The 23,404-nt window shown below is 62.8% G+C and carries 26 protein-coding genes and 1 pseudogene; 16 read left to right on the top strand and 11 right to left on the bottom strand.

What is annotated here, in order from left to right:
• Genes X742_RS151025 through X742_RS151035 form a run of 3 tightly spaced genes read left to right on the top strand, consistent with a single transcriptional unit; the run spans position 1 to position 3,237 of the window.
• Entirely contained in the window at positions 1–705 is a 705-nt protein-coding gene (locus X742_RS151025; RefSeq protein WP_023773158.1) for an XdhC family protein, read from the top strand.
• Entirely contained in the window at positions 702–2,312 is a 1,611-nt protein-coding gene (locus X742_RS151030) for a molybdopterin-binding/glycosyltransferase family 2 protein (protein WP_023773157.1), read from the top strand. Before X742_RS151025 ends, X742_RS151030 begins: the two co-directional genes overlap by 4 nt.
• Positions 2,313–2,343: 31 nt before the next feature.
• Complete coding sequence (locus tag X742_RS151035; protein WP_023773156.1) at positions 2,344–3,237, top strand: alpha/beta fold hydrolase; 894 nt, start codon at positions 2,344–2,346, stop codon at positions 3,235–3,237.
• Between the two features lie 19 nt (positions 3,238–3,256).
• Here the strand turns inward: X742_RS151035 and X742_RS151040 are convergent, their stop codons facing one another.
• Complete coding sequence (locus tag X742_RS151040; RefSeq protein WP_023773155.1) at positions 3,257–4,306, bottom strand: DUF1176 domain-containing protein; 1,050 nt, start codon at positions 4,304–4,306, stop codon at positions 3,257–3,259.
• A 140-nt stretch (positions 4,307–4,446) separates the two neighbouring features.
• Between X742_RS151040 and X742_RS151045 the strand changes: the two genes are divergently transcribed.
• Positions 4,447–4,953, top strand: coding sequence for a DUF1993 family protein (locus tag X742_RS151045; protein WP_015318115.1), 507 nt, complete (start codon positions 4,447–4,449; stop codon positions 4,951–4,953).
• 52 nt (positions 4,954–5,005) lie between these two features.
• Here X742_RS151045 and X742_RS1000000172615 read toward each other — a convergent pair whose 3' ends face one another.
• Together X742_RS1000000172615 and X742_RS1000000174050 are read right to left on the bottom strand one after the other, a co-directional pair.
• Positions 5,006–5,170 carry a hypothetical protein gene (locus X742_RS1000000172615; protein ID WP_023773154.1) on the bottom strand — a complete coding sequence of 55 codons (165 nt, stop codon included), beginning with the start codon at positions 5,168–5,170 and terminating at the stop codon, positions 5,006–5,008.
• A gap of 3 nt (positions 5,171–5,173) precedes the next feature.
• Positions 5,174–5,338 (bottom strand): hypothetical protein, encoded by a 165-nt coding sequence (locus X742_RS1000000174050; protein ID WP_156939400.1) that lies wholly within the window; start codon positions 5,336–5,338, stop codon positions 5,174–5,176.
• Between the two features lie 215 nt (positions 5,339–5,553).
• On the opposite strand from X742_RS1000000174050, the gene X742_RS151050 reads away from it, so the two are divergent.
• The 3 genes from X742_RS151050 (at position 5,554) to X742_RS151060 (ending at position 8,517) form a co-directional block, all read left to right on the top strand.
• Positions 5,554–6,015 (top strand): hypothetical protein, encoded by a 462-nt coding sequence (locus X742_RS151050; RefSeq protein WP_023773153.1) that lies wholly within the window; start codon positions 5,554–5,556, stop codon positions 6,013–6,015.
• Between the two features lie 120 nt (positions 6,016–6,135).
• Positions 6,136–7,203, top strand: coding sequence for an aldo/keto reductase (locus X742_RS151055; protein ID WP_023773152.1), 1,068 nt, complete (start codon positions 6,136–6,138; stop codon positions 7,201–7,203).
• A gap of 45 nt (positions 7,204–7,248) precedes the next feature.
• Complete coding sequence (locus tag X742_RS151060) at positions 7,249–8,517, top strand: cysteine desulfurase-like protein (RefSeq protein ID WP_031248093.1); 1,269 nt, start codon at positions 7,249–7,251, stop codon at positions 8,515–8,517.
• Between the two features lie 13 nt (positions 8,518–8,530).
• Here the strand turns inward: X742_RS151060 and X742_RS151065 are convergent, their stop codons facing one another.
• From X742_RS151065 to X742_RS151085, 5 genes are read right to left on the bottom strand one after another with little or no spacing between them, the layout of a single operon-like run.
• Positions 8,531–9,559 carry a histone deacetylase family protein gene (locus X742_RS151065; RefSeq protein WP_023773150.1) on the bottom strand — a complete coding sequence of 343 codons (1,029 nt, stop codon included), beginning with the start codon at positions 9,557–9,559 and terminating at the stop codon, positions 8,531–8,533.
• Positions 9,556–10,059 carry a GNAT family N-acetyltransferase gene (locus X742_RS151070; protein WP_032922494.1) on the bottom strand — a complete coding sequence of 168 codons (504 nt, stop codon included), beginning with the start codon at positions 10,057–10,059 and terminating at the stop codon, positions 9,556–9,558. Before X742_RS151070 ends, X742_RS151065 begins: the two co-directional genes overlap by 4 nt.
• A gap of 37 nt (positions 10,060–10,096) precedes the next feature.
• Positions 10,097–11,026: a 3-keto-5-aminohexanoate cleavage protein gene (locus tag X742_RS151075; RefSeq protein WP_023773148.1), complete on the bottom strand. Its 930-nt coding sequence runs from the start codon at positions 11,024–11,026 to the stop codon at positions 10,097–10,099.
• 4 nt (positions 11,027–11,030) lie between these two features.
• Positions 11,031–12,416, bottom strand: a complete 1,386-nt coding sequence (locus X742_RS151080) for an aspartate aminotransferase family protein (protein WP_023773147.1) — start codon at positions 12,414–12,416, stop codon at positions 11,031–11,033.
• A gap of 1 nt (position 12,417) precedes the next feature.
• Positions 12,418–14,058, bottom strand: a complete 1,641-nt coding sequence (locus X742_RS151085; RefSeq protein WP_031248092.1) for a N,N-dimethylformamidase beta subunit family domain-containing protein — start codon at positions 14,056–14,058, stop codon at positions 12,418–12,420.
• Between the two features lie 155 nt (positions 14,059–14,213).
• Between X742_RS151085 and X742_RS151090 the strand changes: the two genes are divergently transcribed.
• The 3 genes and pseudogenes from X742_RS151090 to X742_RS151095 all read left to right on the top strand — a co-directional run bounded on the left by X742_RS151090 (position 14,214) and on the right by X742_RS151095 (position 16,046).
• On the top strand, positions 14,214–14,462 hold the full coding sequence (locus tag X742_RS151090; protein WP_023773145.1) for a ParB N-terminal domain-containing protein: 249 nt from the start codon (positions 14,214–14,216) through the stop codon (positions 14,460–14,462).
• A gap of 117 nt (positions 14,463–14,579) precedes the next feature.
• Positions 14,580–15,064: pseudogene (locus X742_RS01000000170260) on the top strand (SRPBCC family protein).
• A gap of 25 nt (positions 15,065–15,089) precedes the next feature.
• On the top strand, positions 15,090–16,046 hold the full coding sequence (locus tag X742_RS151095; protein ID WP_023773144.1) for an alpha/beta hydrolase: 957 nt from the start codon (positions 15,090–15,092) through the stop codon (positions 16,044–16,046).
• A gap of 49 nt (positions 16,047–16,095) precedes the next feature.
• Here X742_RS151095 and X742_RS151100 read toward each other — a convergent pair whose 3' ends face one another.
• A complete protein-coding gene (locus X742_RS151100) occupies positions 16,096–17,124 on the bottom strand; it encodes a 2OG-Fe(II) oxygenase family protein (RefSeq protein ID WP_023773143.1) in 1,029 nt (342 codons plus the stop codon).
• Between the two features lie 114 nt (positions 17,125–17,238).
• Here X742_RS151100 and X742_RS151105 point away from each other — a divergent pair, with 114 nt between their 5' ends.
• The 5 genes from X742_RS151105 to X742_RS151125 all read left to right on the top strand — a co-directional run bounded on the left by X742_RS151105 (position 17,239) and on the right by X742_RS151125 (position 20,806).
• Positions 17,239–17,634 (top strand): GFA family protein, encoded by a 396-nt coding sequence (locus X742_RS151105; RefSeq protein ID WP_023773142.1) that lies wholly within the window; start codon positions 17,239–17,241, stop codon positions 17,632–17,634.
• A 152-nt stretch (positions 17,635–17,786) separates the two neighbouring features.
• Complete coding sequence (locus X742_RS151110) at positions 17,787–17,984, top strand: hypothetical protein (protein WP_023773141.1); 198 nt, start codon at positions 17,787–17,789, stop codon at positions 17,982–17,984.
• Positions 17,985–18,265: 281 nt separating this feature from the next.
• On the top strand, positions 18,266–19,138 hold the full coding sequence (locus X742_RS151115) for an undecaprenyl-diphosphate phosphatase (RefSeq protein WP_023773140.1): 873 nt from the start codon (positions 18,266–18,268) through the stop codon (positions 19,136–19,138).
• Between the two features lie 145 nt (positions 19,139–19,283).
• The gene (locus tag X742_RS151120) at positions 19,284–19,910 is read left to right on the top strand and encodes a transglutaminase-like cysteine peptidase (protein WP_023773139.1); all 627 of its coding nucleotides are present in this window, start codon (positions 19,284–19,286) and stop codon (positions 19,908–19,910) included.
• Positions 19,911–20,014: 104 nt separating this feature from the next.
• Entirely contained in the window at positions 20,015–20,806 is a 792-nt protein-coding gene (locus tag X742_RS151125) for a phosphodiester glycosidase family protein (RefSeq protein WP_023773138.1), read from the top strand.
• Between the two features lie 28 nt (positions 20,807–20,834).
• On the opposite strand, the gene X742_RS151130 is transcribed toward X742_RS151125, so the two are convergent.
• Entirely contained in the window at positions 20,835–21,632 is a 798-nt protein-coding gene (locus X742_RS151130) for a DedA family protein (protein WP_245275566.1), read from the bottom strand.
• Positions 21,633–21,797: 165 nt separating this feature from the next.
• Here X742_RS151130 and X742_RS151135 point away from each other — a divergent pair, with 165 nt between their 5' ends.
• The gene (locus X742_RS151135; protein ID WP_023773136.1) at positions 21,798–22,868 is read left to right on the top strand and encodes a GH25 family lysozyme; all 1,071 of its coding nucleotides are present in this window, start codon (positions 21,798–21,800) and stop codon (positions 22,866–22,868) included.
• Between the two features lie 36 nt (positions 22,869–22,904).
• On the opposite strand, the gene X742_RS151140 is transcribed toward X742_RS151135, so the two are convergent.
• A complete protein-coding gene (locus X742_RS151140) occupies positions 22,905–23,093 on the bottom strand; it encodes a hypothetical protein (protein WP_023773135.1) in 189 nt (62 codons plus the stop codon).
• Positions 23,094–23,404 lie beyond the last annotated feature (311 nt).

The raw sequence follows: 23,404 nt of genomic DNA, 5'->3' as shown, positions 1-23,404 counted from the left end.
ATGGATCCTTATGCGCTGAAGAGGCTCAATGCCGAGCGGCGCGCCCGCCGCGCGGCGATCCTCGTCACCGATCTAGGCGATGGTCGCGACCGTATCGTGCGGGAGGGCGATCAGGTCGCCGGCGATCTCGGAGCGGCGATCACCAAGGCGTTTCGATCCGGCAATTCGGGGTCCGTCGAGGCGGAAGGGCGGACCTTCTTCCTCAATGCGCATCTGCCGCGGCCGCGTCTGGTGGTGATCGGCGCCGTGCATATCAGTCAGGCGCTCGCGCCTATGGCCCGGATCGCCGGCTATCCCTTGGAGATCATCGATCCGCGCACCGCGTTCGCCACATCGGACCGCTTTCCCGATGTCGCCTTGCATGCCGACTGGCCACAGGATGTGCTGGAACGCCAGCCGCTCGACGCTTACACCGCGCTGGCCGCCGTTACCCATGACCCGAAGATCGACGATTTCGCGCTGAAGGCGGCACTCGACGCCAACTGTTTCTATGTCGGAGCGCTCGGCAGCCGAAAGACGCATGCCAAGCGCGTCGAGCGCCTGCTGTCGCTGGGCGCGAGTGCAGACCAGATCGCGCGTATCCACGCGCCGATCGGGCTCGACATCGGGGCGGCAAGCCCCGCCGAGATCGCCGTCGCCATTCTCGCGCAGACCATTCTTGCCTTCCGCTCACGGGGCCTCGATGCGAAGGGCGCGGCGGCGTGAAATTCGGTCCGATCCCGATCGACGCGGCCGAAGGGGCGGTGCTGGCGCATGCCACTGCGGCCGGCGAAAAGCGATTTCGCAAGGCGCACAGGCTGAGCGCCGAAGATATCTCCATGCTCAAGGGGGCAGGTGTTTCGCAGGTCGTTGCGGCTGTGCTGGCGCCGGACGATCTCGGCGAGGACGCCGCGGCGCAAAAAATTGCCGAAAGCATGACCTTAGGGGGCATCGAGGCGAAGCCCGCCGCCACCGGCCGGGTCAATCTCCACGCCAAGGCGGCTGGCATCTTCACCGTCAGTGAAGCTGTCATCGATGCCATCAATGCCGTCGATCCTGCCATCACCATCGCGACGCTGGCCCAGCACGCGCCGGTCGAAAAGGGCCAGATGGTCGCGACGGTGAAGATCATCCCCTTCGCGGTCTCTTCCTCGTTGGTGGCCGCCGTGGCGGAGATCTGCGCCAGCGGCGAAGTTTTTGCCGTCAACGCCTATCGGTCGATGCGTGTCGGCGTCATCCAGACGGTGCTGCCGGGCACCAAACCGACCGTGCTCGACAAGACGTTGCGTGTCACCGAAGCCCGGCTGGCGCGCTCCGGCGGCTGGCTGACGGCGGAGCGCCGTACGCCGCATGAGATTGCCCCTGTCGCGGAGGCCGCCATCGCGCTTGCGCGCGACAACGATATGGTGGTGATCTTCGGGGCTTCCGCCATGAGCGATTTCGCCGACGTCGTTCCGGCGGCGATCGAGAGGGCGGGCGGTACCGTCATCCGCGCGGGCATGCCGGTCGATCCCGGCAATCTGCTGGTGCTCGGCACACTCGGCGGCAAGCGCATCATCGGCGCCCCTGGCTGCGCCCGCAGCCCCAAGGAGAACGGCTTCGACTGGGTGCTCGATCGATTGATTGCCGGTCTGGACGTTACCGCGCGCGACATTGCCGGCATGGGCGTCGGCGGCCTGCTGATGGAGATACCGACGCGGCCGCAGCCGCGCGAGCCGCTGCCGCCCAAAAGTCGGCTCAAGGTCGGGATCGTGCTTCTGGCGGCGGGCCGGTCGAGCCGCATGGGCGGGCCGAACAAGCTGATGGCGCTGTTCGACGGCCAGCCGCTGGTGCGCCGCACCGCCGAACGCGCGCTCGCCTCGAAGGCTTCGGGCACGATCGTCGTCACCGGTCATCAGCGCGAGCGGGTGCGCGCGGCATTGTCAGGTCTGGACGTCACCTTCGCCGACAATCCCGATTTTGCCGATGGTCTGTCGACCTCGCTTAAGGCCGGCACTGCCTATCTGACCGAAGACGCCGCTGGTGCGATGATCGTTCTGGGAGACATGCCGGGTGTCGCATCCGACGACCTCGACAGGCTTATCGATGCCTTCCGCAGGGCCGGCGGCAACTCCGTGATCCGTGCCACGCACCAAGGCAAACGCGGCAACCCGGTGCTTTTGCCGCGCTCGTTATTCGCGGCAATCGCCGATCTCGAAGGCGACACCGGCGCTCGCCATCTGGTCGAGGCCGAAGGGCTCGATGTCATCGATGTCGAGATCGGCGAGGGCGCGTCCGTCGATGTCGACACCCGAGAGGCACTGGAAGGCGCTGGCGGCGTGCTGCAGGATTGACAAACAGAGGCGGCATTAGCATGCCTGCGGTATGGCTATTCGTACCGTCGCGTGCCGCGCTTTCCTCACGTCAATGCTTTTCTTGTTTGGCTCGGCCGCCAGCGCCGACACGTTGTCCCTGAAACCCTTCAAGGACGATCTCTTCGCCTATCCGGCGACGCTCTCGTCCGACAGCAACGGCGCCTACACGGTCCTCGACTACCGTGAGATGCGCGACATCAACCAGCGCGACGAGGTGCCGGAAAAGCGCGTGCATACCCCGTACACCGACACCGGCGTACGCAAGGTGCAGCAGGATCTGATGCTGAAGACCGACGCCGGCGATGTCAGGCATGTCGCCGTCGGCAGGACGCAAGGAGCCACCGTCATCGTGCTTTACCTGCATGGGCAGGGCGGCAGCCGCAAGCAAGGCATGGACGATTTCACCTTCGGTGGCAATTTCAACCGGCTCAAGAACCTGATGGCCGGCAATGGCGGGCTCTATATTTCTCCGGATTTTCCTGATTTCGGCGACAAGGGCGCGGCACTGGTCGCGGCCCTGATCGACCATTATGCCGAACAGTCTCCGGACGCGAAAATCTTCGTCGCCTGCGGCTCGATGGGCGGCGCGCTGTGCTGGAAACTTGCAGCACGCGAGGATACTGGTGGCCGCGTGAATGGACTGTTGCTGCTCGGATCGTTGTGGGACGAGGGCTTTCTTGCAAGTCCCGCCTTCAAGCGTCGCGTGCCGGTGTTCTTCGGCCAGGGCAGCCATGACGTGGTCTTTCCCGTGGCCAACCAGGAAGCGTTTTTCCGCTCTATCCTTGCGAAATCCAAAAACTATCCGACCCGCTTCGTCCGCTTCGAGACCGGAACGCACGGCACGCCGATCCGCATGGTAGACTGGCGCGGCACGCTCAACTGGATGCTGTCGAAGGCACCCTAAGCCTGATGCGCTAGAGGATCTAAGGCGCGGTGTTGTAGTCGACGATCGTCTGCGGGTTCTCCTCGCCGTCATAGGACGCGTCGACGTCATACTGGACCAGCGAGAAATCGCCGTTGCGGAACAGATAGGTCCCGGCATCCGAAGCATCGCCGACGCCGCGCCATTTGTTGAACGTGGTGATGGTGTGAGCGTCCTGGTCATAATCGGAATTGACAGCCCACCCAGTGGTCCGGAAGCCGATCACCGTTACACTCAACAGCTTGCCGTCGCTGTCGTTGTTCTCGTAGCGTATATCGGTCTCCGGCTCGGCGAACTGCAATTGCCTGACACCGTCCACCTCGTCGGTCATGTAATAGACCGAGCTTTCATTGTAGGCGGCGGCCGAGCAGGAAAAGTGGAACAGCCGGGTCTCCTTGTCAGGATCGTTCGGCTGAGCATTCCTGTCCTTGTATTTGATCGAAAAGACCTCCGGCTCATTGGCCAGACGGTCCTTGTCGCATTGGTCGCCATAGGTCGCCAGAAAGGCCTTCTTGGCCTGTTCCAGTGCGGTGTCCTTTTTGGGCGGCGGCGGGCCGTCGCCGCAGCTTGGCGGCAACGCCTCGTCGAAGTCGGCGGTGGAGAGCTTCAGCACCCCTTTGTCGATGAAAATAGGCTGGAACGGCGGCGCCTGGATTTGGGCGTTGACCTGGCGCAGCGTATAGCAGCCGGCAAAAACCTTCGCCTCGCCCTTCTTGTCGATTGCCTGGATAGCGACCGGGACGTTGTAATAGATGCTGCCCGCCGCGCCCTCGTCCGAAATCGGACCGGTCTTGACCTCCACCTTGTCCGTGCCGTCATAGCCTTTGACGAATGTATCGAAATCCTTTGCCGGCTTTGTATCGCCGTAGTAGCCCCAAGCGCGGGCGAATTCATGCCGGTTGATGGCGCTGTAGAGTGAATGCACGACCGCATCCGCGCTCGACCGATCGTCGACGTAAGGCGCTTCGGGTGTGTTGGCTGCGGCCAATGCCGCGTGGCCTGTCGTGGCAAGGGAGAGAAGGGCAGTCGCTGCGAAAAGGGCGCGTCTCATCGGGAATCTCCGCTCGATAACGAAGATTCTACCACAGCGATTGCGGCGACGTGGTGACGCCATGCGGCCGCCGCTTGAAGAATCGCGCCTGAGAGCGCTACGTCCTCCCGCCGGCGTTCCTGCCGGACAGGAGATCCGACGTGACGATATCGATGTATGAGGCATCCGTGCCCGTGTTTTCGGCCAGGCTGAAAGCACTTTCCAGTGTGCTGGCTGCAGCCGAACAGAATGCGCTTGACCGAAAGATCGACCCGCAGGTGTTTTTGACGGCGCGGCTGGCGCCCGACATGTTCGCACTCGCCAGGCAAGTGCAGATCGCAACCGACCATGCCAAGGGCGCGCCTTCACGGCTGGCCGGCCGCGAAGTGCCTAAATATGAGGACAATGAAGCAAGCTTCGCCGATCTCGAAGCGAGGCTCGCCAAGACGGTCGCCTATTTGGCGACTTTTTCCGCAGCCGATATCGACGGGTCGGATGACAGGATGATCGAACTGAAGCTGGGCGGGCGGGAAACGACGCTGAGCGGCATGCAATATCTGCTGCATGTGGCCATGCCCAATTTCTATTTCCACCTGACCACCGCCTACGACATCCTGCGGCACAATGGCGTGCCGCTGGGCAAGGCGACATTCCTCGGATCGCGTTGAGAAATCAGACTTTGAGATGTCCCGGGTCGATCCGGGACATCTCGCAAGCTGCTTAGCGGATGGACATTTCGCGGGCGATGCGTGGGAAATCGGCGGGCTTGATGCCGATGTCGACGCGCTCGGCATTGCTCATCGAATAAAGCAGCGCGAGCGCCGCGCGATATCGCAGATGTTCCTGCGGGCGCGGCCGGGCGAACATTTCCGTGAAGAAACCCATGATTCAGGCTCCTGATTGGTCCTCCACATCAGGCAATATAGGTGAATCGTGAAGATTGTGCAGTGCAGCATATGCATGCCTGCCATGTCCGGATGGTTTTCGATGAAATTTTTGCAGCAAGGTGAAACTCTTGCGCAGCGCCAAACGTAGGCTTTGAAGCTGGTACATGGCCAGTTTTCCTCGCCACTCCTGGCGAAATTCCGGACTGCATGAATATGCAGTCCGGCTTTTTGCCTGCGCTTCCGGCAACGATTCCCTGACCGGAAATGAGTTAAGATCGGCGCTATTTATTTTTAACGAGCCGCTTCTATGGTGTGGAACTCGAACTGTCGGGCATAGGGGAGGCTGACATCGCTACCGGCGCCAAGCGGGATTTTGCGTCACTGCTCGACGACCTCTTCGTTGCCAGCGACAAGGGCAACGGCAGTGAGGGCGCAGAGACCGGCGCGCTCCCATCCATCCCGTTCGACTATCTCTCGGTCGCCGATGAACTCCATTCCGGCCGCATCAAGGTATCCGCTGCGGAATATCGCGAGGCCGGCGCTGATCTGGCCAGCGAATTTGCCGCCGTGCTTGAACAGGCAAGGTTGGCGCTGGCTGGCGAAGAGCCGAAGCCGGAAGAAACATTGCCGCCAATCGATCCCGAATCGATTGCGGTCGAACTGGGGCTGGAGCAGTCCAAGAGCGCCGCCGAATTCGGCCGCATGCGCCGCAGCTTTGCTTTCGCCAACCATCCCGATCGCGTCGCCCCGCATTTGCGCCAGCGCGCCATGATCCGCATGCAGGTGGCCAACATGCTGATCGACGAGGCCAAGCGCCGCGCCGTGGCCGCCGCACGACGCTAACCACGCTCTGCTCACGCTAAAGTCGGCCTGGCAAGGCTTGGAGAGCGCCTCCGCTTTTCCTATAAGATGCGAACTCCTCCCCGCGCAGCCGCGCATACATGCCCTCCGGAGCAGAATTCCATGCACAAACGTCGTCTCGGTCGGACCGATCTTCTTGTTACCCAGATCTGCCTTGGTTCAATGACCTGGGGCCAGCAGAACACCGAGGCCGAGGGCCATGCCCAGATGGATCTGGCCTTCTCGCGCGGCGTCAATTTCATCGACACCGCCGAACTCTATCCGATCCCGCCCAAGGCGGAGACGCAAGGACGGACCGAGAAGATCATCGGCAGTTGGCTGAAGGCCAAGGGCAACCGCGACAAGGTGATCCTGGCCTCCAAGGTCGTCGGCCGCACGGCCAACAGCTGGTTTCGCGGCGACCGGCCCTCGCAATTGGTGCGGGCCGATATCTTCGATGCCATCGACAAGTCGCTGGCGAAGCTTGGCACGGATTATCTCGACCTTTATCAGATCCACTGGCCGGAGCGGGACATTCCCTGGGGCGCTAACCCGACGCGCGTCGGCGCCGTGGCGCGGCGTGCCGATTCTGTCGGCGCACCGGTCGGTGAAACCCCGATCGCCGAGACGCTGGCGGTGTTCGATGACCTGGTGAAGGCAGGAAAGATCCGCCATTTCGGCCTTTCGAACGAGAGTTCCTGGGGCCTGATGCGCTTCCTTGCGGAGGCCGACAAAGGGATTGGTCCGCGCGTCGCCTCGATCCAGAATGCCTACAACCTCCTCAACCGCACTTTTGAGGTGAACCTCGCCGAGGTCTGCGAGCGCGAAGGGGTGTCGCTGCTTGCCTATTCGCCATTGGCCCAGGGTTATCTGACCGGCAAATACGATCATGGCGCCCGCCCGCAGGGCTCGCGCTCGCAGCTGTTCAATCGCGGCCAGCGTTACGAGACGCCCAATGCCGCCGAAGCGCAGCTCGAATACAATGAACTGGCGCGCTCTTTCGGCCTGGAGCCGGCGCTGTTTGCCAATGCCTATGTATCGAGCCGGCCCTTCGTGACCTCCAACATCATTGGCGCGACAACCATTTCCCAACTGAAAATGGCGCTGTCGTCGGTGGATGTCGTCTGGACTGAAGAAATGCAGAAGGCGGTGGATGCCGTTCACCAGAGGGTCGGCAATCCCTGCCCGTGACCGAGCCCGGGGCCGAATTGTCGTAGCAGCAAAGGGATGGAGACGATGGTGGACTTTTCGATCGAGGCCGTGCGTGGGAAATTCCCCGCCCTCGCGCTGACCGACAAGGGCCGGCGGCGCATCTATCTCGACAATCCTGCCGGCACGCAGGTGCCGCGGTCCGTGGCCGACGCGGTGTCGCGCTGCCTGCTTACCACCAACGCCAATCTGGGCGGCTATTTCGAAACCACGATCGCGGCGCAGCAGGTCGTCGACGAGGCGCATCTGGCCATGGCCGACTTCCTCGGCGCGGCAAGCCCGCAGGAGATTGTCATCGGCGCCAACATGACGACGTTGACCTATCATATGTCACGCACGCTCGGCCGCACGATGAAATCAGGCGACGAGATCATCCTCACCCGCATGGATCATGAGGGCAATGTCTCGCCCTGGCTGCAACTGGCCGAGGACCTCGGCCTCGTCGTGCGCTGGTTGCCGTTCGACGAAAAGACCTGGCAGGTTGAGGAGACGACGCTCGCCGGTTTGCTGTCTGGGAAGACAAGGCTGGTGGCGTTGAACTACGCCAGCAATCTCACCGGCTCGATCAACCGGGTCAGGTCCTTGACCCAACTTGCAAAACAGGCCGGCGCGCTGGTTTATGTAGATGCCGTGCAATTCGCGCCGCATGGGCTCATCGATGTGCAGGAGCTCGGCTGCGATTTCCTGATCTGCTCGGCCTATAAATTCTTCGGTCCGCATATGGGCATATTGTGGGGCCGGCGCGAGGTCATCGAAGGTCTGCAAGCCTATAAATGCCGTTGCTCCTCGAACGGCCTGCCGGAGCGGTTCGAACTCGGCACGCCCCAGATCGAACTGATGGCCGGTTTGACCGCCGCGGTCGACTATTTTGCCGAGCTCGGCGCGGCGGCAGGTGAGGGTGGTTCAAGAAGGCAGAAGATCGCCAGAGCGTTCCAGGTCTCCATCGGCCATGAAAACCCGCTGGCGCAAAGGCTGATCGATGGCCTGTCCGACATTTCCGGGCTGACGGTCCGAGGCATCACCGACCCGAAACGGCTCGGCGATCGTGTGCCGACTGTCTCCTTCACCGTCGATGGCATTGTCCCCGAAACGATTGTGCGGCAGATGAACGCCGAGAACATCTTCGTGTGGTCGGGCCACAACTATGCCTGGGAGTTCGTCCATCAGCTCGGCATTCCGGCTGAGCAAGGTGTCGTGCGCATCGGCATCGCGCATTACAATACCGCGTCCGAAATCGACGAGACGCTGGAGAGCGTGCACAGGGTCATTGCCATGCTCAGGCAGCAACGCTCCTGATTTGGGTTTGAACTCACCGCGCCTTGCCGCCGAAGCCGGTGAGGAATGCGGTGAGATTGTCGCCGAGTTCGTCGCAGAGATAGCCGCCTTCCTGGACGATGACCGCCGGCAAGCCGAGCCCGGCGATGGCCTCGCCAATACGCGAAAAACCTGGCGTCGTCACCGAGAGCCCGCCGAACGGATCGCCCTCGAAGGCGTCGAGGCCCAGCGCCACGACCAACGCGTCGGGCGAGAAGGACCGGATACGCTGGAACGCCACCTCGAGCGCTTCGAGGAATGCCACGTCGGCGGATTTGCGCGGCAGTGGCAGGTTGAAATTGTAGCCTAGGCCCGGGCCTTCGCCACGTTCGTCGGCGTGACCCCAGAAAAACGGGTAAAAGCGCACGGGATCGGCATGCAGCGAAACGGTGAGCACATCGGGCCGCGCATAGAAGATACCTTGCGTCCCGTTGCCGTGATGCAGGTCGACATCGAGGATGGCCACGCGGGCCGCCTGCCTGCGCAGCACTTGCGCCGCCACGGCCGAGTTGTTGATGAAGCAGAAGCCGCCGGCGACATCGGCGAAGGCGTGGTGGCCAGGCGGGCGGCACAGCGCATAGGCAGCCGGCGCGCCAGCCGTCACCGTTTCGGCTGCCTCCACCGCGCTCCAGGCGCTCCACAGCGCGCTCTGCCATGTTTCGCCTGAGATCGGGCAGGCGGTGTCGGCCATATGNTAGCCGGCCTGGCCGACGGCGGAGGCCGGATAGGAGCCGTTGCGGGCGATCGGGTGGATGTTGGGAATGACCTCGGCCGACGCCCCTTCGATCCGCTGCCAGCGTTCGAAAATATGTTCGAGGAAATCGAGATACTCGGGTGTGTGCACCGCCGAGACCGGCCCGAGCCCGTGATCGCGCGGTCGCTCGATCGTGCAACCGGCGGATTTTGCGCCGCCTAACAACCTCTCGACGCGTTCCGGTTTTTCAGGGTTGGGCTGCGCCGCGCCGCTGGAAAGAAAGGCCTTGGGATCGTGGCGCTTCTGCTCCTGCGCATAGAAGGCCTTCATTGCTGCTCCCCATTTTCCGGCGCTTCGGCGAAGGCGAAAAAGGCCTCGCCGATGATCTTCTGCGTCTGCTCGTAGCTCGACCAGGCAATGCCTAGCCGTTCGTAAAAGGCCTTGGCGCCCTCATTGTCGGTGTCGACCGACAGCCTCAGATACACGCCGCCCTCTTTGCGGCACTCGGCAGCCACGCGTCGCAGCAGGCGTTCGCCGATCTTGCGACCGCGAAACCGGTCCTCGACATAGAGGTCCTGCACATAGACGCCGGGCCGCCCCATCCAGGTCGAGAAGATCGGGAAATGCAGACACAGCCCGGCGAATTCGCCGTCGACTTCTGCAATCAGGGTGGTGAACGCGGGTTTTTCGCCAAAGCCCCAGCTTCTGAGATCGTCCGCCGTCGAGATGATTTCCTCGGGCGCACCGATATGAGTGCCAAGCTTCAGGATCGCCGCGTGAATGGTTTCGACGTCATCGATGGTGCCGGGGCGAAGGATAACCGCACTCATGACAGGTACAGGGGCAGGACCGGGCGCTGTCATCTCGTCAAAACGCCACCCTGTCGCCGCCCTTGAGCGCCAGCATCTCGCGCGCTTCGGCCGGCGTCGCGACCTCCAGCGACAGTCCATCGAGAATGCCACGGATGCGGCGCACCTGGTCGGCGTTGGACTTCGCCAGCTGGCGGCCATCATAGAGGCTGTCCTCCAGTCCGACCCGGACATTGCCGCCCATGGCCGCGGCGATCGAGATCAGCGGCATCTGGTTGCGGCCGGCGGCCAGCACCGAAAACTGGTAGCTGTCGCCGAACAATTTGTCGGCCATGCGCTTCATATGGATGAGATTGTCCGGGTCGGCGCCGATGCCGCCCAGGATGCCCAGCACGAACTGAATGAACAGCGGCCCCGAAACCAGCCCCCGATCGCGGAAATGCGCCAGCGAATAGAGATGGCCGACATCGTAGCACTCGAACTCGAAGCGGGTGCCGCAGCCCTTGCCTAGCCGCTCGATCACGCCTTCCATGTCGGCGAAGGTGTTCTTGAAGATGGTATCGCGGGTGGCTTCGAGCAGCTTCGGTTCCCATTCGTGCTGCCAGTCCCTTGGCTTGTCGAGCATCGGGAACAGCGCGAAATTCATCGAGCCCATATTGAGCGAGCACATTTCGGGCTGAGCCCGAAGCGGCGCCGCCAGCCGCTGGTCCAGCGTCATCAGCGAGGAGCCGCCTGTCGTGATGTTGATCACCGCATCGGTCGCCTGCTTGATGCGCGGCAGGAACTGCATGAACACTTCGGGGTCGGCGGTCGGGCGGCCATCCTTGGGATCGCGGGCGTGTAGATGCAGGATCGAGGCGCCGGCCTCGGCCGCGGCGATGGCGTCCGCGGCGATCTGGTCCGGCGTCACCGGCAGATAGGGCGACATCGACGGCGTGTGTACCGAGCCTGTAACGGCGCAGGTGATGATGACTTTTCGCGGTGCCATTCCGCTAACCCCGGCTTTCGACCGGCAGGTCGAGTTCGGTGGCCAGAACCTCAAGCGAGTCGCCGATGATGGAGATGATCTCGCCGACCTGCTCACCGGTGACGATCATCGGCGGCGCGACCATGAAATTGTCGCCGTCGACGCCTCCCTTGACCCTGCGGCCATAGATGATCAGCCCGCGCTCATAGGCGAGATCGAGCAGGCGCTGCGTGGCTTTTTTGCTCTGCTCGATCGGTTTCAGCGTATCGGGCTCGGCGACCATTTCGGCGCCGGTAAGCAGCCCCTTGCCACGCACATCGGCAATGAACGGGAACCGCCTCGCAAGTGCCTTCAATCCGTCCATCAGCACGTCGCCCATGCCAGCCGCATTGGCAATCAGGTCGAGCCGGTCCATTTCGCCCAGCACTGCAAGCCCGGCGGCGCAGGCGAGCGGATTGCCGGCATAGGTGTGGCCATGCTGGAAGCCGCCGGTGGCGAGAAGCGGCTCGACCAGTCGCATCGGTGCGGCCAGCGCGCCAAGCGGCGCATAGCCCGACCCCAGGCCCTTCGACACCGCGACGATGTCAGGCTTGCAGTTCCAGTGGTCGCCGCCGAGGAATTTGCCGGTGCGGCCGGCACCGCTCATCACTTCGTCGTGGATGAGCAGGATGCCGTAGCGATCGCAGATTTCGCGAATGCGCGCATAATAGCTGTCGGGTGCCACCAGGGCGGCGGTCGCCGCGCCGCCGATCGGCTCCATGATGAAGGCGACGACGCTTTCGGGACCTTCGGCGAGGATCTTCTCCTCCAGCATGTCGGCGTAGCGGACGCCCCGCTGCTCCATCGAGAGATTGTCGCGATCGCGCCAGGCGGTCGGTGCCGGCACGGTCGGCATCACCCGCATCATCGGCGTAAAAGTTTCGGCCAACGCGTCGTCGCCGGTGATCGAAAGCGAACCGAGCGTGCCGCCGTGGTAGGAAGGAAAGCGCGTGATCACCTTCCAGCGGCTGGCCTGGCCGGTGGCCACAGCCCATTGCCGCGCCAGCTTGATGCAGGATTCCGTCGCTTCCGAGCCGCCGGAGACGAAGAAGATGCGGTCCATGCCTTCAGGCAATTTTCCAGCCAGTTCGCGTGCCAATTCTTCCGCCGGCTCGTTCTCGAAATGCAGCCGGTAGGCGAAGGTGGCGCGGTCCATTTGCCGCTTCATCGCATCGAGCACATTGCGGTTGGAATGGCCGATATTGGCGACCATTGGGCCGCTCGATCCGTCGATGAAACGGCGGCCATCCTGCGTCCACATGTAGATGCCTTCGGCGCGGTCGATCAGTGGCCGGCGCAGGCTGGAGAGGTAGAACAAATGCGATTGGCGCCGGACATCAGTGTCTTGGACGGCGGTCTGGGCTTTCGACATGTCAGAACTTTCCGAGATAGCGGTCGAGGACATTTTGGGTGACCCGTTCGACCATCGGGTCTTGTCTTAGCAGACCGGCGACCCATTCGCAGCTTCCGGCGTGGAACACCTCGCCCTTGCCGCGTGGAAAATTGACGATCATGCCATTGCCGCGTTTGACCTTTTCAAGATTGGCCTCGGTTGCCTCGCCAAACAAGGTCTCGGCGGTGAAGCGGCCATCCTCGTCGGTGAGGAACTGGTCCTCGACCGGAATGTCGGCGCTTTCCTCGACCTGGCTGGCCATGCCGACGGCCAGCACTTGCAGGCCATCAGGCGCGCCGCTGCCTGGCGTGGGGTAGGGCAGCCCGCCGCGAATCTCGAAATCGAGCCCGTCGACCTCATAGCCATAGACGTGGCTGTCGGCGCCCAGCAGGTCGCCATAGTAGATGCCGGTGCCGGCAAAGGCCCAGTGCTCCGGCCGATAGACCGGAAAGCCGCGTACGCCGCGTGGCGCGCAGCCACCCCAGCCGTCATAGACGCCCCGTGTCGCATTGAGCCCGAAGGTCGCCGAACCCGGCCGGCCGATTTCCGGTGCTTCCCAGGAATTGGTGGCGCGGGTCACGTCGCCGCCGCGATAGGCCGGGTCCTCGGTGCGGGCGCGGTATTTGTAGCAGACCTGCCGACGGCCCTCATCTTCCAGCCGCGTCTGCCACATGAAATTGCCGGCAAAGCGCGCAACATGGCCGCCGCGTTCGACATAGAAGTCGACCGCGTCGCGCATCTCCCAAGTCCAATATTCGTCATGGCCGACGAAGACCGCGCAGTCGTAACCGTCGAGAATCTCGGGCGAGAAGTGGAGGTCATGCTGGCTGGCGAGGTCGACGCCGTAGCCTGATCGTTCGGCAAAGCGAAAAAAATGGCTATCGTAGCTGGCCCAGCCCGACGACGCGTATTTCTTCGAATGGCCGGTGGCGAGCGCCCATTCCATGTGCGGATAGCGCGGCACGGTCTTCGGCGGCACCGCGACCTCCAAAGGCACGCGCGGTGCATCCCGGGGCAGCAGGACGAAGCCGCGGCACCATGGGCGCTGCGTCGACACGATGGGCGAGTACTGGTCGCGGTCGGGCCCGGTGATGCCCTGATAATGGTTGGAGCCGCCCCAGGTGTTGTAGGCAAGCCAGGTGCCCGTCGCCGCCACCTGCAGCACACGGCCAGTTTTCTTGCCGGGCTGGGGAGAGACGATGAAAACGTGGTGACTTTGGATCGGCCTGCCGTCGCGGCCTTCCGCCGCCAGCGTCACGCGATAGGCCCCAGAGGGCCAATCCTCCCCGATGCGAAATTCGAACGAGGCTTCCCAGCCGCAGCCTTCGACCGAGCACTGCTCCGGACTGTCCTGCCAGCGCGATGCGATATCAGACTTCTCGAACACCCTCGTCTCGGCACCGCCGTCCCGAACGATTGTCATGCCGAAGTACGGGGCGGTCGAACTGACGTACAGGGTAACTGTCTCACCGGCGCGATACGAAAACCGGTCGCCGTAGCACCAGATTTCGCCGCGCTCTCCGTCCATGCCTGGCCACTCGTAATAGTGACCGCGCACCGCGTGGCGGCGCTGCTCGGCTGTCAGCCCGAAATCGGGGAATTCGGTCGGCAGATTGATCATGAAGCCCTAGCCCATCTGAGGCGCCATTTCGGCGATCCGCCCGCCAGGCGTCAAATGGAAACGATCATGCCAGCATTCGTTAGCCGCACCCTTGGCCGCCTTCGCCAAACCGACTATCTCAGGACGACGGCGGCAGTTCCGCCAAGGGGACAGGCATGCTCAGGGTCCAAAAGGTCAAGGTCGACGACATCTACGTGCCCACGGCGCGGAAGAAGACGCTGCACCCCGAGACCGTCCGGCATCTGGCCGAGGACATACTTGAGAACGGCATGAAGACGCCGATCCAGGTCCGCCACGATGGCAAGCGGCACATCCTTGTCGAAGGTCTGCATCGGCTCGAAGCCGCCAAATGGCTGGGCGAGACCGTAATCGACGCCTATCTGGTGCAAGCCAAGCGCCACTGACACGGGCTCCGCTCGCCGTTTTCAGCCTCCGTTCCAGAATTTCTCGCGGGCAATGTCGGTTTGCTTTGCGTCCGCTCGTCCTTGGGACGGAAGCCAGATCAAACCAAGGAGACCACCGTGGCCACCAAGCTCGACATCGCCCCCGCCGACAACCGCGAACTGGTTCTCGCCCGTATCATCGATGCACCGCGCGGGGACGTCTATCGCTGCTGGACCGAACCGAAATTGATCACGCAATGGTTCGCGCCAAAGCCGTGGACGACGCCGCGTGCCGAGATGGATGTGCGCACCGGTGGCAACAGCCTGGTCGTCATGGCAGGGCCCGACGGCAACGAGTTCCCCAACCCCGGCGTCTTCCTCGAGGTCGTTCCCGGCGAGAAGATCGTCTTCACCGATGCTTATACCCAGTCATGGGTGCCATCGGAAAACCGTTCATGACAGTCGTACTGACCTTCGAGGACGAGGGCGAGGGCAAGACCCGCTACATCGCGCGCGTCCGGCACTGGAGCGTCACCGACCGCGAGCAGCACGAGGCGATGGGCTTTCACACCGGTTGGGGCCAGTGCACCGATCAGCTCGAAGATCTCGCCAGGGCGCTCTGACAGAGCCACACCGGAGGAGATCGATATATCCAAAGTTCTGTTTTTTGCCATTTTTGCCTTGGCCGCTGCGTTTGTCGCTTGCCCGGGCACCATCAATGCAGAGGAGACAAAGCCTGCCATGACCACCGAAACGAAAACACTGCCGAAGCCACAAAAGTCCGGCCTGCTGCCGATCAACGGCGTAAATTACTATTACGCCGTCTATGGCAAGGGTGAGCCGCTGCTTCTGCTGCATGGCGGTCTCGGCTCCACCGACATGTTCGCGCCGATCCTGCCCAAGCTTGCCGAAAACCGCACCGTCATCGGGGTCGACCTGCAGGGGCATGGCCGCACCGCCCTTGGCGACCGGCCATTCAGCCTGCAGGCGATCGGCGACGACATGGCTGGTATCGTCAAGGCACTCGGCTACGACACGGTCGACGTCATGGGCTATTCGCTGGGCGGCGGGGTTGCCTTCCGCATGGCGGTCCAGCATCCCGAGGCTGTGCGCCGGCTGGTCCTTGTGTCGACCGGCTATGCCGCCGACGGCTTCTACGACGAGATGCGTCCGCAGCAGGCACAGGTGAGTGCCGCCGCCGCAGCGTACATGAAAGACACGCCGATGTACAAATCCTACGTCGCCGTCGCCCCGCATCCGGAGGACTTCCCGAAACTGCTCGACGCTCTCGGCAATTTCATGCGCCAGAACTACGACTTCTCGGCCGACGTTCCCAAGCTGAAAATGCCAGTCATGCTCGCTTATGGAGACAGCGACATGTACAAGCCCGAGCACGAGATCAAGTTCTACCAGATGCTCGGCGGCGGCCTGAAGGATGCCGGCTGGATGCGCGAGAACCTGTCGCAGAACCGGCTGGCCATCCTGCCCAACCGCACCCACTACGATGTCTTCTTCGCTCCGGAACTGACGGCCGCCGCACTGCCGTTCCTCGATGGCGAGACCAGGGTGAAGAGCTGGGACGAGGTGGTCGGCGAAGCCGAATGACCCCTGCCATCTCCGCCGGCCGTCTCCAGCGAGACAGCCGGCGTGCTGTTCAGGAAGCCTTGGCCCGGCGCGGCTGCCTCAGATGCTTGATGCCGCTCATTTCAACGAAGTTCGTCGCCGACTCCCAGAGATAGTCGCCGTAAAGAAACGGCGCGAAGGGTTCGGAGCCGTCCAACGGTAGAGGCGAGATTTCCGCGTCGACACGTGGCTCGTAGAAGAACGGGATCGAGAACCGCACGGTTTTTGGCGCAATGACCCGGTGCCGTGTCGCCCGAACGCGGCCGCCGGTCCAGCGTTGCAGCAACTGGCCGAAATTGACCGCCAGCGTGCCATCGGCTGGGGGCACGTCGATCCATTCGCCGGTGAGGTTCTTCGCCTGCAAGCCCTCGACGCCGTCCTGCGCCAGCAGGGTGACGAAGCCTGAATCGGCGTGTTCCCGGCCGATGATGGTGCGCGTCTCGCCTTTGTGGGTCACCGAAAACTCCGGCCCGCTGGTATCGACGCCGGCACTGGCGTCGCGCAGGGGATAGCGGATCAGGCGCAGCGTCGAGATGCCGCCGTCGAAATAGCTATCGAAGATCATGTCAGGCAGGCCAAGCCCGCGGGCGATCGACCGCATCAGCATGGTGCCGACCGTTTCCATCACGCGATAGTAGTCGGCTGCGGCAGCGCGCCAGCCGGGCAGGGCATTCTCGGCGGGTAACGGTGTCGGCTCGCACAAAGGATCGTCGCTGGCCGTTACTCGCGCTGCATCGGCAAGGTCCGGCCCCATGTCGATGCCTTCCTTGTAGGAAACGGCTTGCGGCTGCAGCGGAAACCAGCCGCGGTAGAAATTCTTCTTGGTGTGATCGAAATTCCAGCGCAGTAACTCCTGCTTCTCGGCGTCGGGAAGCGCGAAGACGCGCAGCAATCGCGCGCGCTTGTTGGGCGTCAGCCAGTCATCGCCGGGAAAATCCCGGACCGCCAGAAAGCCGATGCCGGCCGCTCCCGCCATGATCTCAGCGTCGGCGCGGTCGCGCGCGGGCGAGGGCGGCCCGAACAGGGCCGCGATGCCGATCGTTTCGATCTCGGGTGTCATGACAATCCTGCAGCATCACCATAATCGATGACCTTGTATCAAAGCTTTTCAATTGACCCAATCGGCCTCGCCGTTACTTTTGCCGCCTGTTTACTCCACCAATGGATCCAGGCGATGGCAAAATACGAGGGCGGATGCCTGTGCAGGGCGGTGCGCTATCGCACCGATGCTACCCCCATCAACGAGCGCATCTGCCATTGCCGGCTTTGCCAGAAGGCGATCGGCGCGGCGTTCAATGCGCGTGTTCTGTTTCGCATCGACGATGTGACGGTCGAGGGCCCGTTGGCCACGGTCAACACTTCGCCGGACCTCAAGCGGGGGTTTTGTCCAGCCTGCGGCACGACGCTGTTTTCGCGGCGCGATTCCGCCGGCATCATCGGCGTGACGACCGGTTCGCTTGACGACCCGTCGCTGTTCCGGCCGCAGATGCACATCTGGACCGTCTCGAAACAGCCCTGGGTGATGCTGGATGACGGCCTGCCGCAATTTGAAGGCACTCCGCCGGCCTAGCGTTCCTTCTTCCCCGTGAAGGGAAAGGACGTGCCCCAGGATGACCAAAAATTAATCCAAAGAGACACGTGATAGCCGGCAAAACGTCATTGGCGGGCCATCTTTGTCTCCCTATCTAAGCGTCGCGGGCCCGGCATTCGAGGAGACGACGGATGAACGACAGCATCAGCACCCTGGACGAGCTTTTGAGCGATCCGATGGTCCTGCTTGTGATGGAACGTGACCGTGTGCGCCCGGAACAGGTGCGCATGCTGCTCGAGCGGGCTCGCCGGCCAGCCGCGGAGGAGCCTGTCGTGCCGCCCGCGCATGTGATTGCCAGGACCTGCCAGAAACTTTGGCTCTGCCCGTAATCGTCTTGCCAACCTCCATTCATGCGAGCATCGCTGGCCCTTCGGGCCGGTGAATGCATGTCGCCCTTTGGGAAGACGACATGCAAAAAAACAAATCTGAAGCGCGTAGCCTGAATCCGTATCGACGCGACGTGCTTTTGAAGCCGTGCGCGTCCGACGCGGCGGTGCCAGCTTACAAATCCGTAAATTGATTATCCGCCGCATGACGGTATGCCTTGCCGGGCACCGATCTCCTCCGATCGTGTCTTCGCGACTCCGATTTCTCCCGCATGGAACCCGACATGGCTGATATCTGCACGCAGGGCGTCGACACGGGCTTTGTCGGCCTTGGATTTGCCAAGGTCGCATTCCTCGGCCTGGTGCAAGGCATCACCGAACTGCTGCCGATTTCCTCGACCGCCCATATGCGCATCGTGCCGGCGGTGCTTGGCTGGCAGGATCCGGGTTCCGCCTTCTCCGCCGCCATGCAGCTTGCCGCCCTTGCCGCCGTGGTCAGCTATTTCTGGGGCGATGTCAGGGATCTCCTGTTCGGTTCGATCGACGCTCTCACACGGCGCGATTTCGCCGATCGGCATTTCCAACTGGCTTCCTGGATCGTGCTGGCGACGATCCCCATCCTCATCGCCGGCGTGGTACTTTCGGGTGTTCTCAACGCCTGCAATTCGCCGTTGCGTAGCCTGAGCGTGATTGGCTGGGCCTGCATAGCCATGGCGATCCTGCTGGCCCTGGCCGAGATTTTCGCCCGCCACAAGCGCACCATCGGCGAAGCGTCGCTAGCCGACGCGCTACTTGTCGGTGTCGCCCAGGTTGGCGCGCTGATCCCGGGGGTCTCTCGCTCCGGCTCGACGCTGACGGCCGCACTGGGGCTCGGCTTCAAGCGGGCCGAGGCGGCACGCTTCTCGTTCCTGCTGGGGCTGCCGGCGATCGCACTCGCCGGCCTCAAGGAATTGTGGGAACTGCACAAGGTGCATCTCGATGCCCATGGATGGTCGGTTCTCGGCCTGGGGCTGCTCGTCGCCTCGATTTCGGCCTTCTTCGCCATCTGGGGCCTGATGCGTGTGCTGGAACGCTTCTCCGCCTGGCCCTTTGTCATCTACCGTGGCCTGCTCGGCGTCGTCCTGCTGCTGGGCGTGGCCATGGGATGGCTCGTCTAGCTCCCTAACCCNAACCTCGGTGTTGCGCTGCTGCAACCCTCGAAGGGGCATGCGGCGTCCTCAAAGATGTAATCGGTCGGTTTGGTTGACTTCGGGATATAACCGCCCTTAACGTTCTGTTAACAAAACAGATGGGCGGGGCCGGATGGCATCCTCGATGGGTTGGCGCCGGAAGGCGAAGGGGCTGGGGCTTGCGATTGCCCTGATTGCTTTCTGTTCGGCGGCGAATTCCGCCTATACGGCTCCCGTTTCCATGGCTATCGGCGGCTCGACCTCCCAGCCGATCGGCCACTATGATTTTTGCAAGATCCATGCCGCCGAGTGCTCGATCCGTTCATCCGACAGCGAGCCGGAACAGATGACTGGCAAGCTGTTGCGGGAGATCGGCGCCGTAAACCTTTCGGTTAACGCGCGCGTCAAGCCGATGAGCGACATGGACAATTACCGCAAGGAGGAATGGTGGGCCTATCCGGACAATGGCTTCGGCGATTGCGAGGATTACGCGCTGGAAAAGCGGCGTGAGCTCAACAGCCTGGGCGTCGCCATAGCCAACCTCCTGATGACGGTGGTTCGCAAGCCGGACGGCGAAGGCCATGCCGTGCTGACGGTGCGCACCGACAAGGGCGACTTCATTCTCGACAATCTCGTCGACAAGGTTCGCCTCTGGAACCAGACGCCGTATCGCTATCTGAAAAGACAGGCGAGCGACAATACCGGGCGCTGGGTTTCCATTCTTGCCGGCGAAGAGGAACTGGTCAGCGCCGTCAAATAGCCGCTGCCCGACCTCCGGGCCATAATCCATACTTCTTTCCTTCATCGTGTCGGCAAGCGGTGCTATCCACGACAGTTCGTTGGAACTGCCAATCCGGAACGCGCATGGATTTTTTGACCGTCCTGTATTCGGCGCCCTTGCTGCTGAGCTTGTTCAAGGCCGCGTTGCCGTACGCGGTCGCCACGACAGTGGCATTCGGCCAGTGGTTCGCTTCGGTGCCGCCGTGCCGCGATGTCTCCTTCGAGGCTACGAGTTTCCTCGTCTGCGAGGTCGATCCGAAGCTCTATTCAATCGAACTGTTCTGGAAAGACCCGGCAGGCAAGCCTTTTCAGTCGCTGCACAATCTTGACAACGCCCAGCGCATGGCCGGCCGGACCCTGCTGTTTGCTATCAATGCCGGCATGTACCACCCCGATCTCAGGCCGGTCGGCCTCTATGTCGAACGCGGCCAGGAAATGGCGGGTGTGAAAACGGGATCGGGAAGCGGCAATTTTTCGCTGCAGCCGAATGGCATTTTCTATATCAGCCGCGGCAAGGCCGTGGTGCGGGCGACCAAGGACTTCGTCAGGCAGCGGCCAGCCACCGACTATGCGACACAATCAGGGCCAATGCTGGTGATCGACGGCCAGCTTCACCCGAAATTCCAGGCCGACGGCACCTCGCGCAAGAGCCGCGACGGCGTCGGAGTGCGAAAGGACGGTGTTGCCGTCTTTGCCATCTCGAACGGCACGGTGACGTTCCATGCCTTCGCTCGCCTTTTTCGCGACGCGCTCGGCTGCGACAACGCGCTCTTTCTCGACGGCACGATATCGAGCCTGCTCGCTCCGGCCATCGGCCGCAACGACGACTACTGGAATCTGGGACCGATGATCGGCGTCTTCAGGAAGCGCGGCTGATGCACGGCGCCCTCAATCGCGGCACCGCCTAAATCCGTGCATTGCGGCTGCCGCGCATTCTGACGACAAGCACGGCGACGATGATCGCCACCACCATGGCCGCGATCACCGCCAGGCCGACCAGGCTGGTCGCGTCGAGTTCGGGCAGATTGGCGGCTCCTTTCGCCACCAGCCATCCAGGCGACAGCACGACCGGCGCCCAGATGATCGCCGACAGGATGTTGGCAATCTGGAAGCGCCGCCTGTTCATGCCCATCATGCCGGCGACCAGCGGCACGGTGGCACGCACCGGACCGAAGAAGCGGCCGACGAAAACGGCGGCGACACCGTAGCGATGGAAGAACAGGCGCGCCCTGGCGATCTCGCGGCGATAGCGGTTGAGCGGCCATTTGTGGACGACGCCGCGCCCCAGCCATTTGCCGAGAAAATAGGAAATAGTGTCGCCTAGCGCCGCGCCGAGCATCGCGGCGAGGAGAACGGGCAGGGGCTGGACGATGCCGGCGCCCACCAAGCCGCCGACGATGATCAACACCGTGGTGCCGGGCAACAGGATGCCGACCAGCACCAGCGACTCGCCGAAGGCCAGCAATCCGACCACGAGACCCGCCCAGGCCTGATGGTTCTCGATGATACACACGCTCTGGTCGATGAACGACTGCACGCAAGCTCCCTGTTGAAAGTGTTCCTCGGCTGCCGCTGTCAGGCTCCTGAGTTCGTCGAGCTTGCCGTCGACGAGCCAGCCGTAATAGGTCTCGACCGGCAGCTTGCGGCCTTGGCACGGGCAAGGGCCGCCGCGCCGCACACCCGTTCTCAACAGCCACATCATGGCCCTGTCAAGGCTTGGCCGGGCCGATGCCGACGACTGCCTGAAAGCGGCTACATGCAGGGTAAAAAACTTGATTCAAACTTTATTGGTAATTTCTCGTTCATAACTCGTCTGGTTGTCCGTCGGCCGTCGCCTTCGGTCTGTTGTGTTCGAGTACAGGTCCAGATGCGGTTACCAGGCGTCGTCAGTTTCGTGATCGCATCGCTGTGCCTTGCCGGCTGTTCGTCGACATCGGGCATGGACGCGCTCGACATGCAGAAGCCGTCCAATGAAATCACCAATTCGGTGGTGCGGCCACGCGCGCCGATCGCGTCCGTTCCGATGGCCAAGGCAAACGCGGCGCGCAAGCTGGTTGAGGTTGCGCCCGAGGATACCGCTCGGCCTTTTGGCCTTGCCGAGGAAGAGACGGTGGCGTTTCCCGCACCCGAACTGCCCGACAGCGTCGAACCGCCGATCGAGGAGGCAGCCCTGGTGTCGCCGCCGAAGCTGTTGTCGCGGGCGGCATCGCCCATGCTGGCGGGCCCGGTCACGCGTTACGGCTTCCGCGATGCCAAGCCGATCAATTTCGGCCGCTCCTCGCCCCGACACCTTGCCGTGCACGGGGTGGACGTGTCACGCTGGCAAGGCAACGTCAACTGGGAGAAGCTGCGCGCCCAGGGCGCCAACTTCGCCTATATCAAGGCGACCGACGGCGGCGACCACCTCGATCCTCTGTTTATGAAGAACTGGCGTGACGCCGACGCTGCCGGCCTGAAGCGCGGTGCCTATCATTTCTTCTACTGGTGCCGCACCGCCGGCGAGCAGGCCGACTGGTTCATCCGCAACGTGCCGAAGGTCGACGGCGCGCTGCCGCCGGTGATCGACGTCGAGTGGAACGGCGACTCCAGCTGCCAGCGGCGTCCGTCGCGCGAAAAGGTGCTGGAGAAAATGCAGGTGTTCATGGACAAGCTGGAGCGCCACTACGGCCAGCGGCCGATCATCTACACGGCGCCCGATTTCTATCGCGACAATCTCCAGGGCGCATTCCCGGATTACCCGTTCTGGCTGCGCGCCGTGGCCCGGCATCCGTCGAAGGTCTATCCCGATCGCAAATGGCTGTTCTGGCAATATTCCGGCTCCGGCCTGTCGCATGGCGTAACCGGCCGCATCGATCTCAACGTCTTCCATGGCGATGAGCGGCAATGGCGCGCCTGGGCCGGCGGCGGAGGTCGGGCGGTGATGGCCGACGCGGATTAGAACAGATGCTTTCGCGTCGGCGCTCGTCCTGTCCACCTATCGGACCTGGTTGCTCCCGCCGTTTTTTTCCTCGCTCAAACGCAGCCGCGCCCTCAAGCCCATTATCTCGGCGATCGCGGCATCGATCATGGCGAGAAGGGTCAGCGTGTCGTGCTGGGTCGGATCGGCCCTGACATAGGCGAGCTGGTTCAGTATATCGGTGTCATCTTCGGTTTGTTCGCTCATGCGCATCGTCCCGGCTGTTGTGGATCTTCATCCGATCGGATCGATCGTCTTTTATCACGTCATCGTCCGGATGGCCCGCCACATTGGCCCAGTTCCTGGCGCGGTTGCCACCGTGCTTCGGATACGTCCCCGCGCCCTTCAGCTGGAGGGCTATGTTCGCGTCATGGCAATAGCCGAATAGCGGCTGGTCGTCGCTCCCGTAGCCACGCTACACCATTGAACCTTTCCGGCGGTCATTTCCTAATCTTGCGAATAGACGAGACATTGCCGTCGCCATGCTGTCACTATGCGTGCTGCCGCACTCTAATCGT

The sequence above is a fragment of the Mesorhizobium sp. LNHC229A00 genome, assembly GCF_000502415.1.
Taxonomy (GTDB): Bacteria; Pseudomonadota; Alphaproteobacteria; order Rhizobiales; family Rhizobiaceae; genus Mesorhizobium.
Note: the sequence above shows the minus strand (reverse complement) of the source record. Positions and strands in the feature narration are given on the sequence as shown.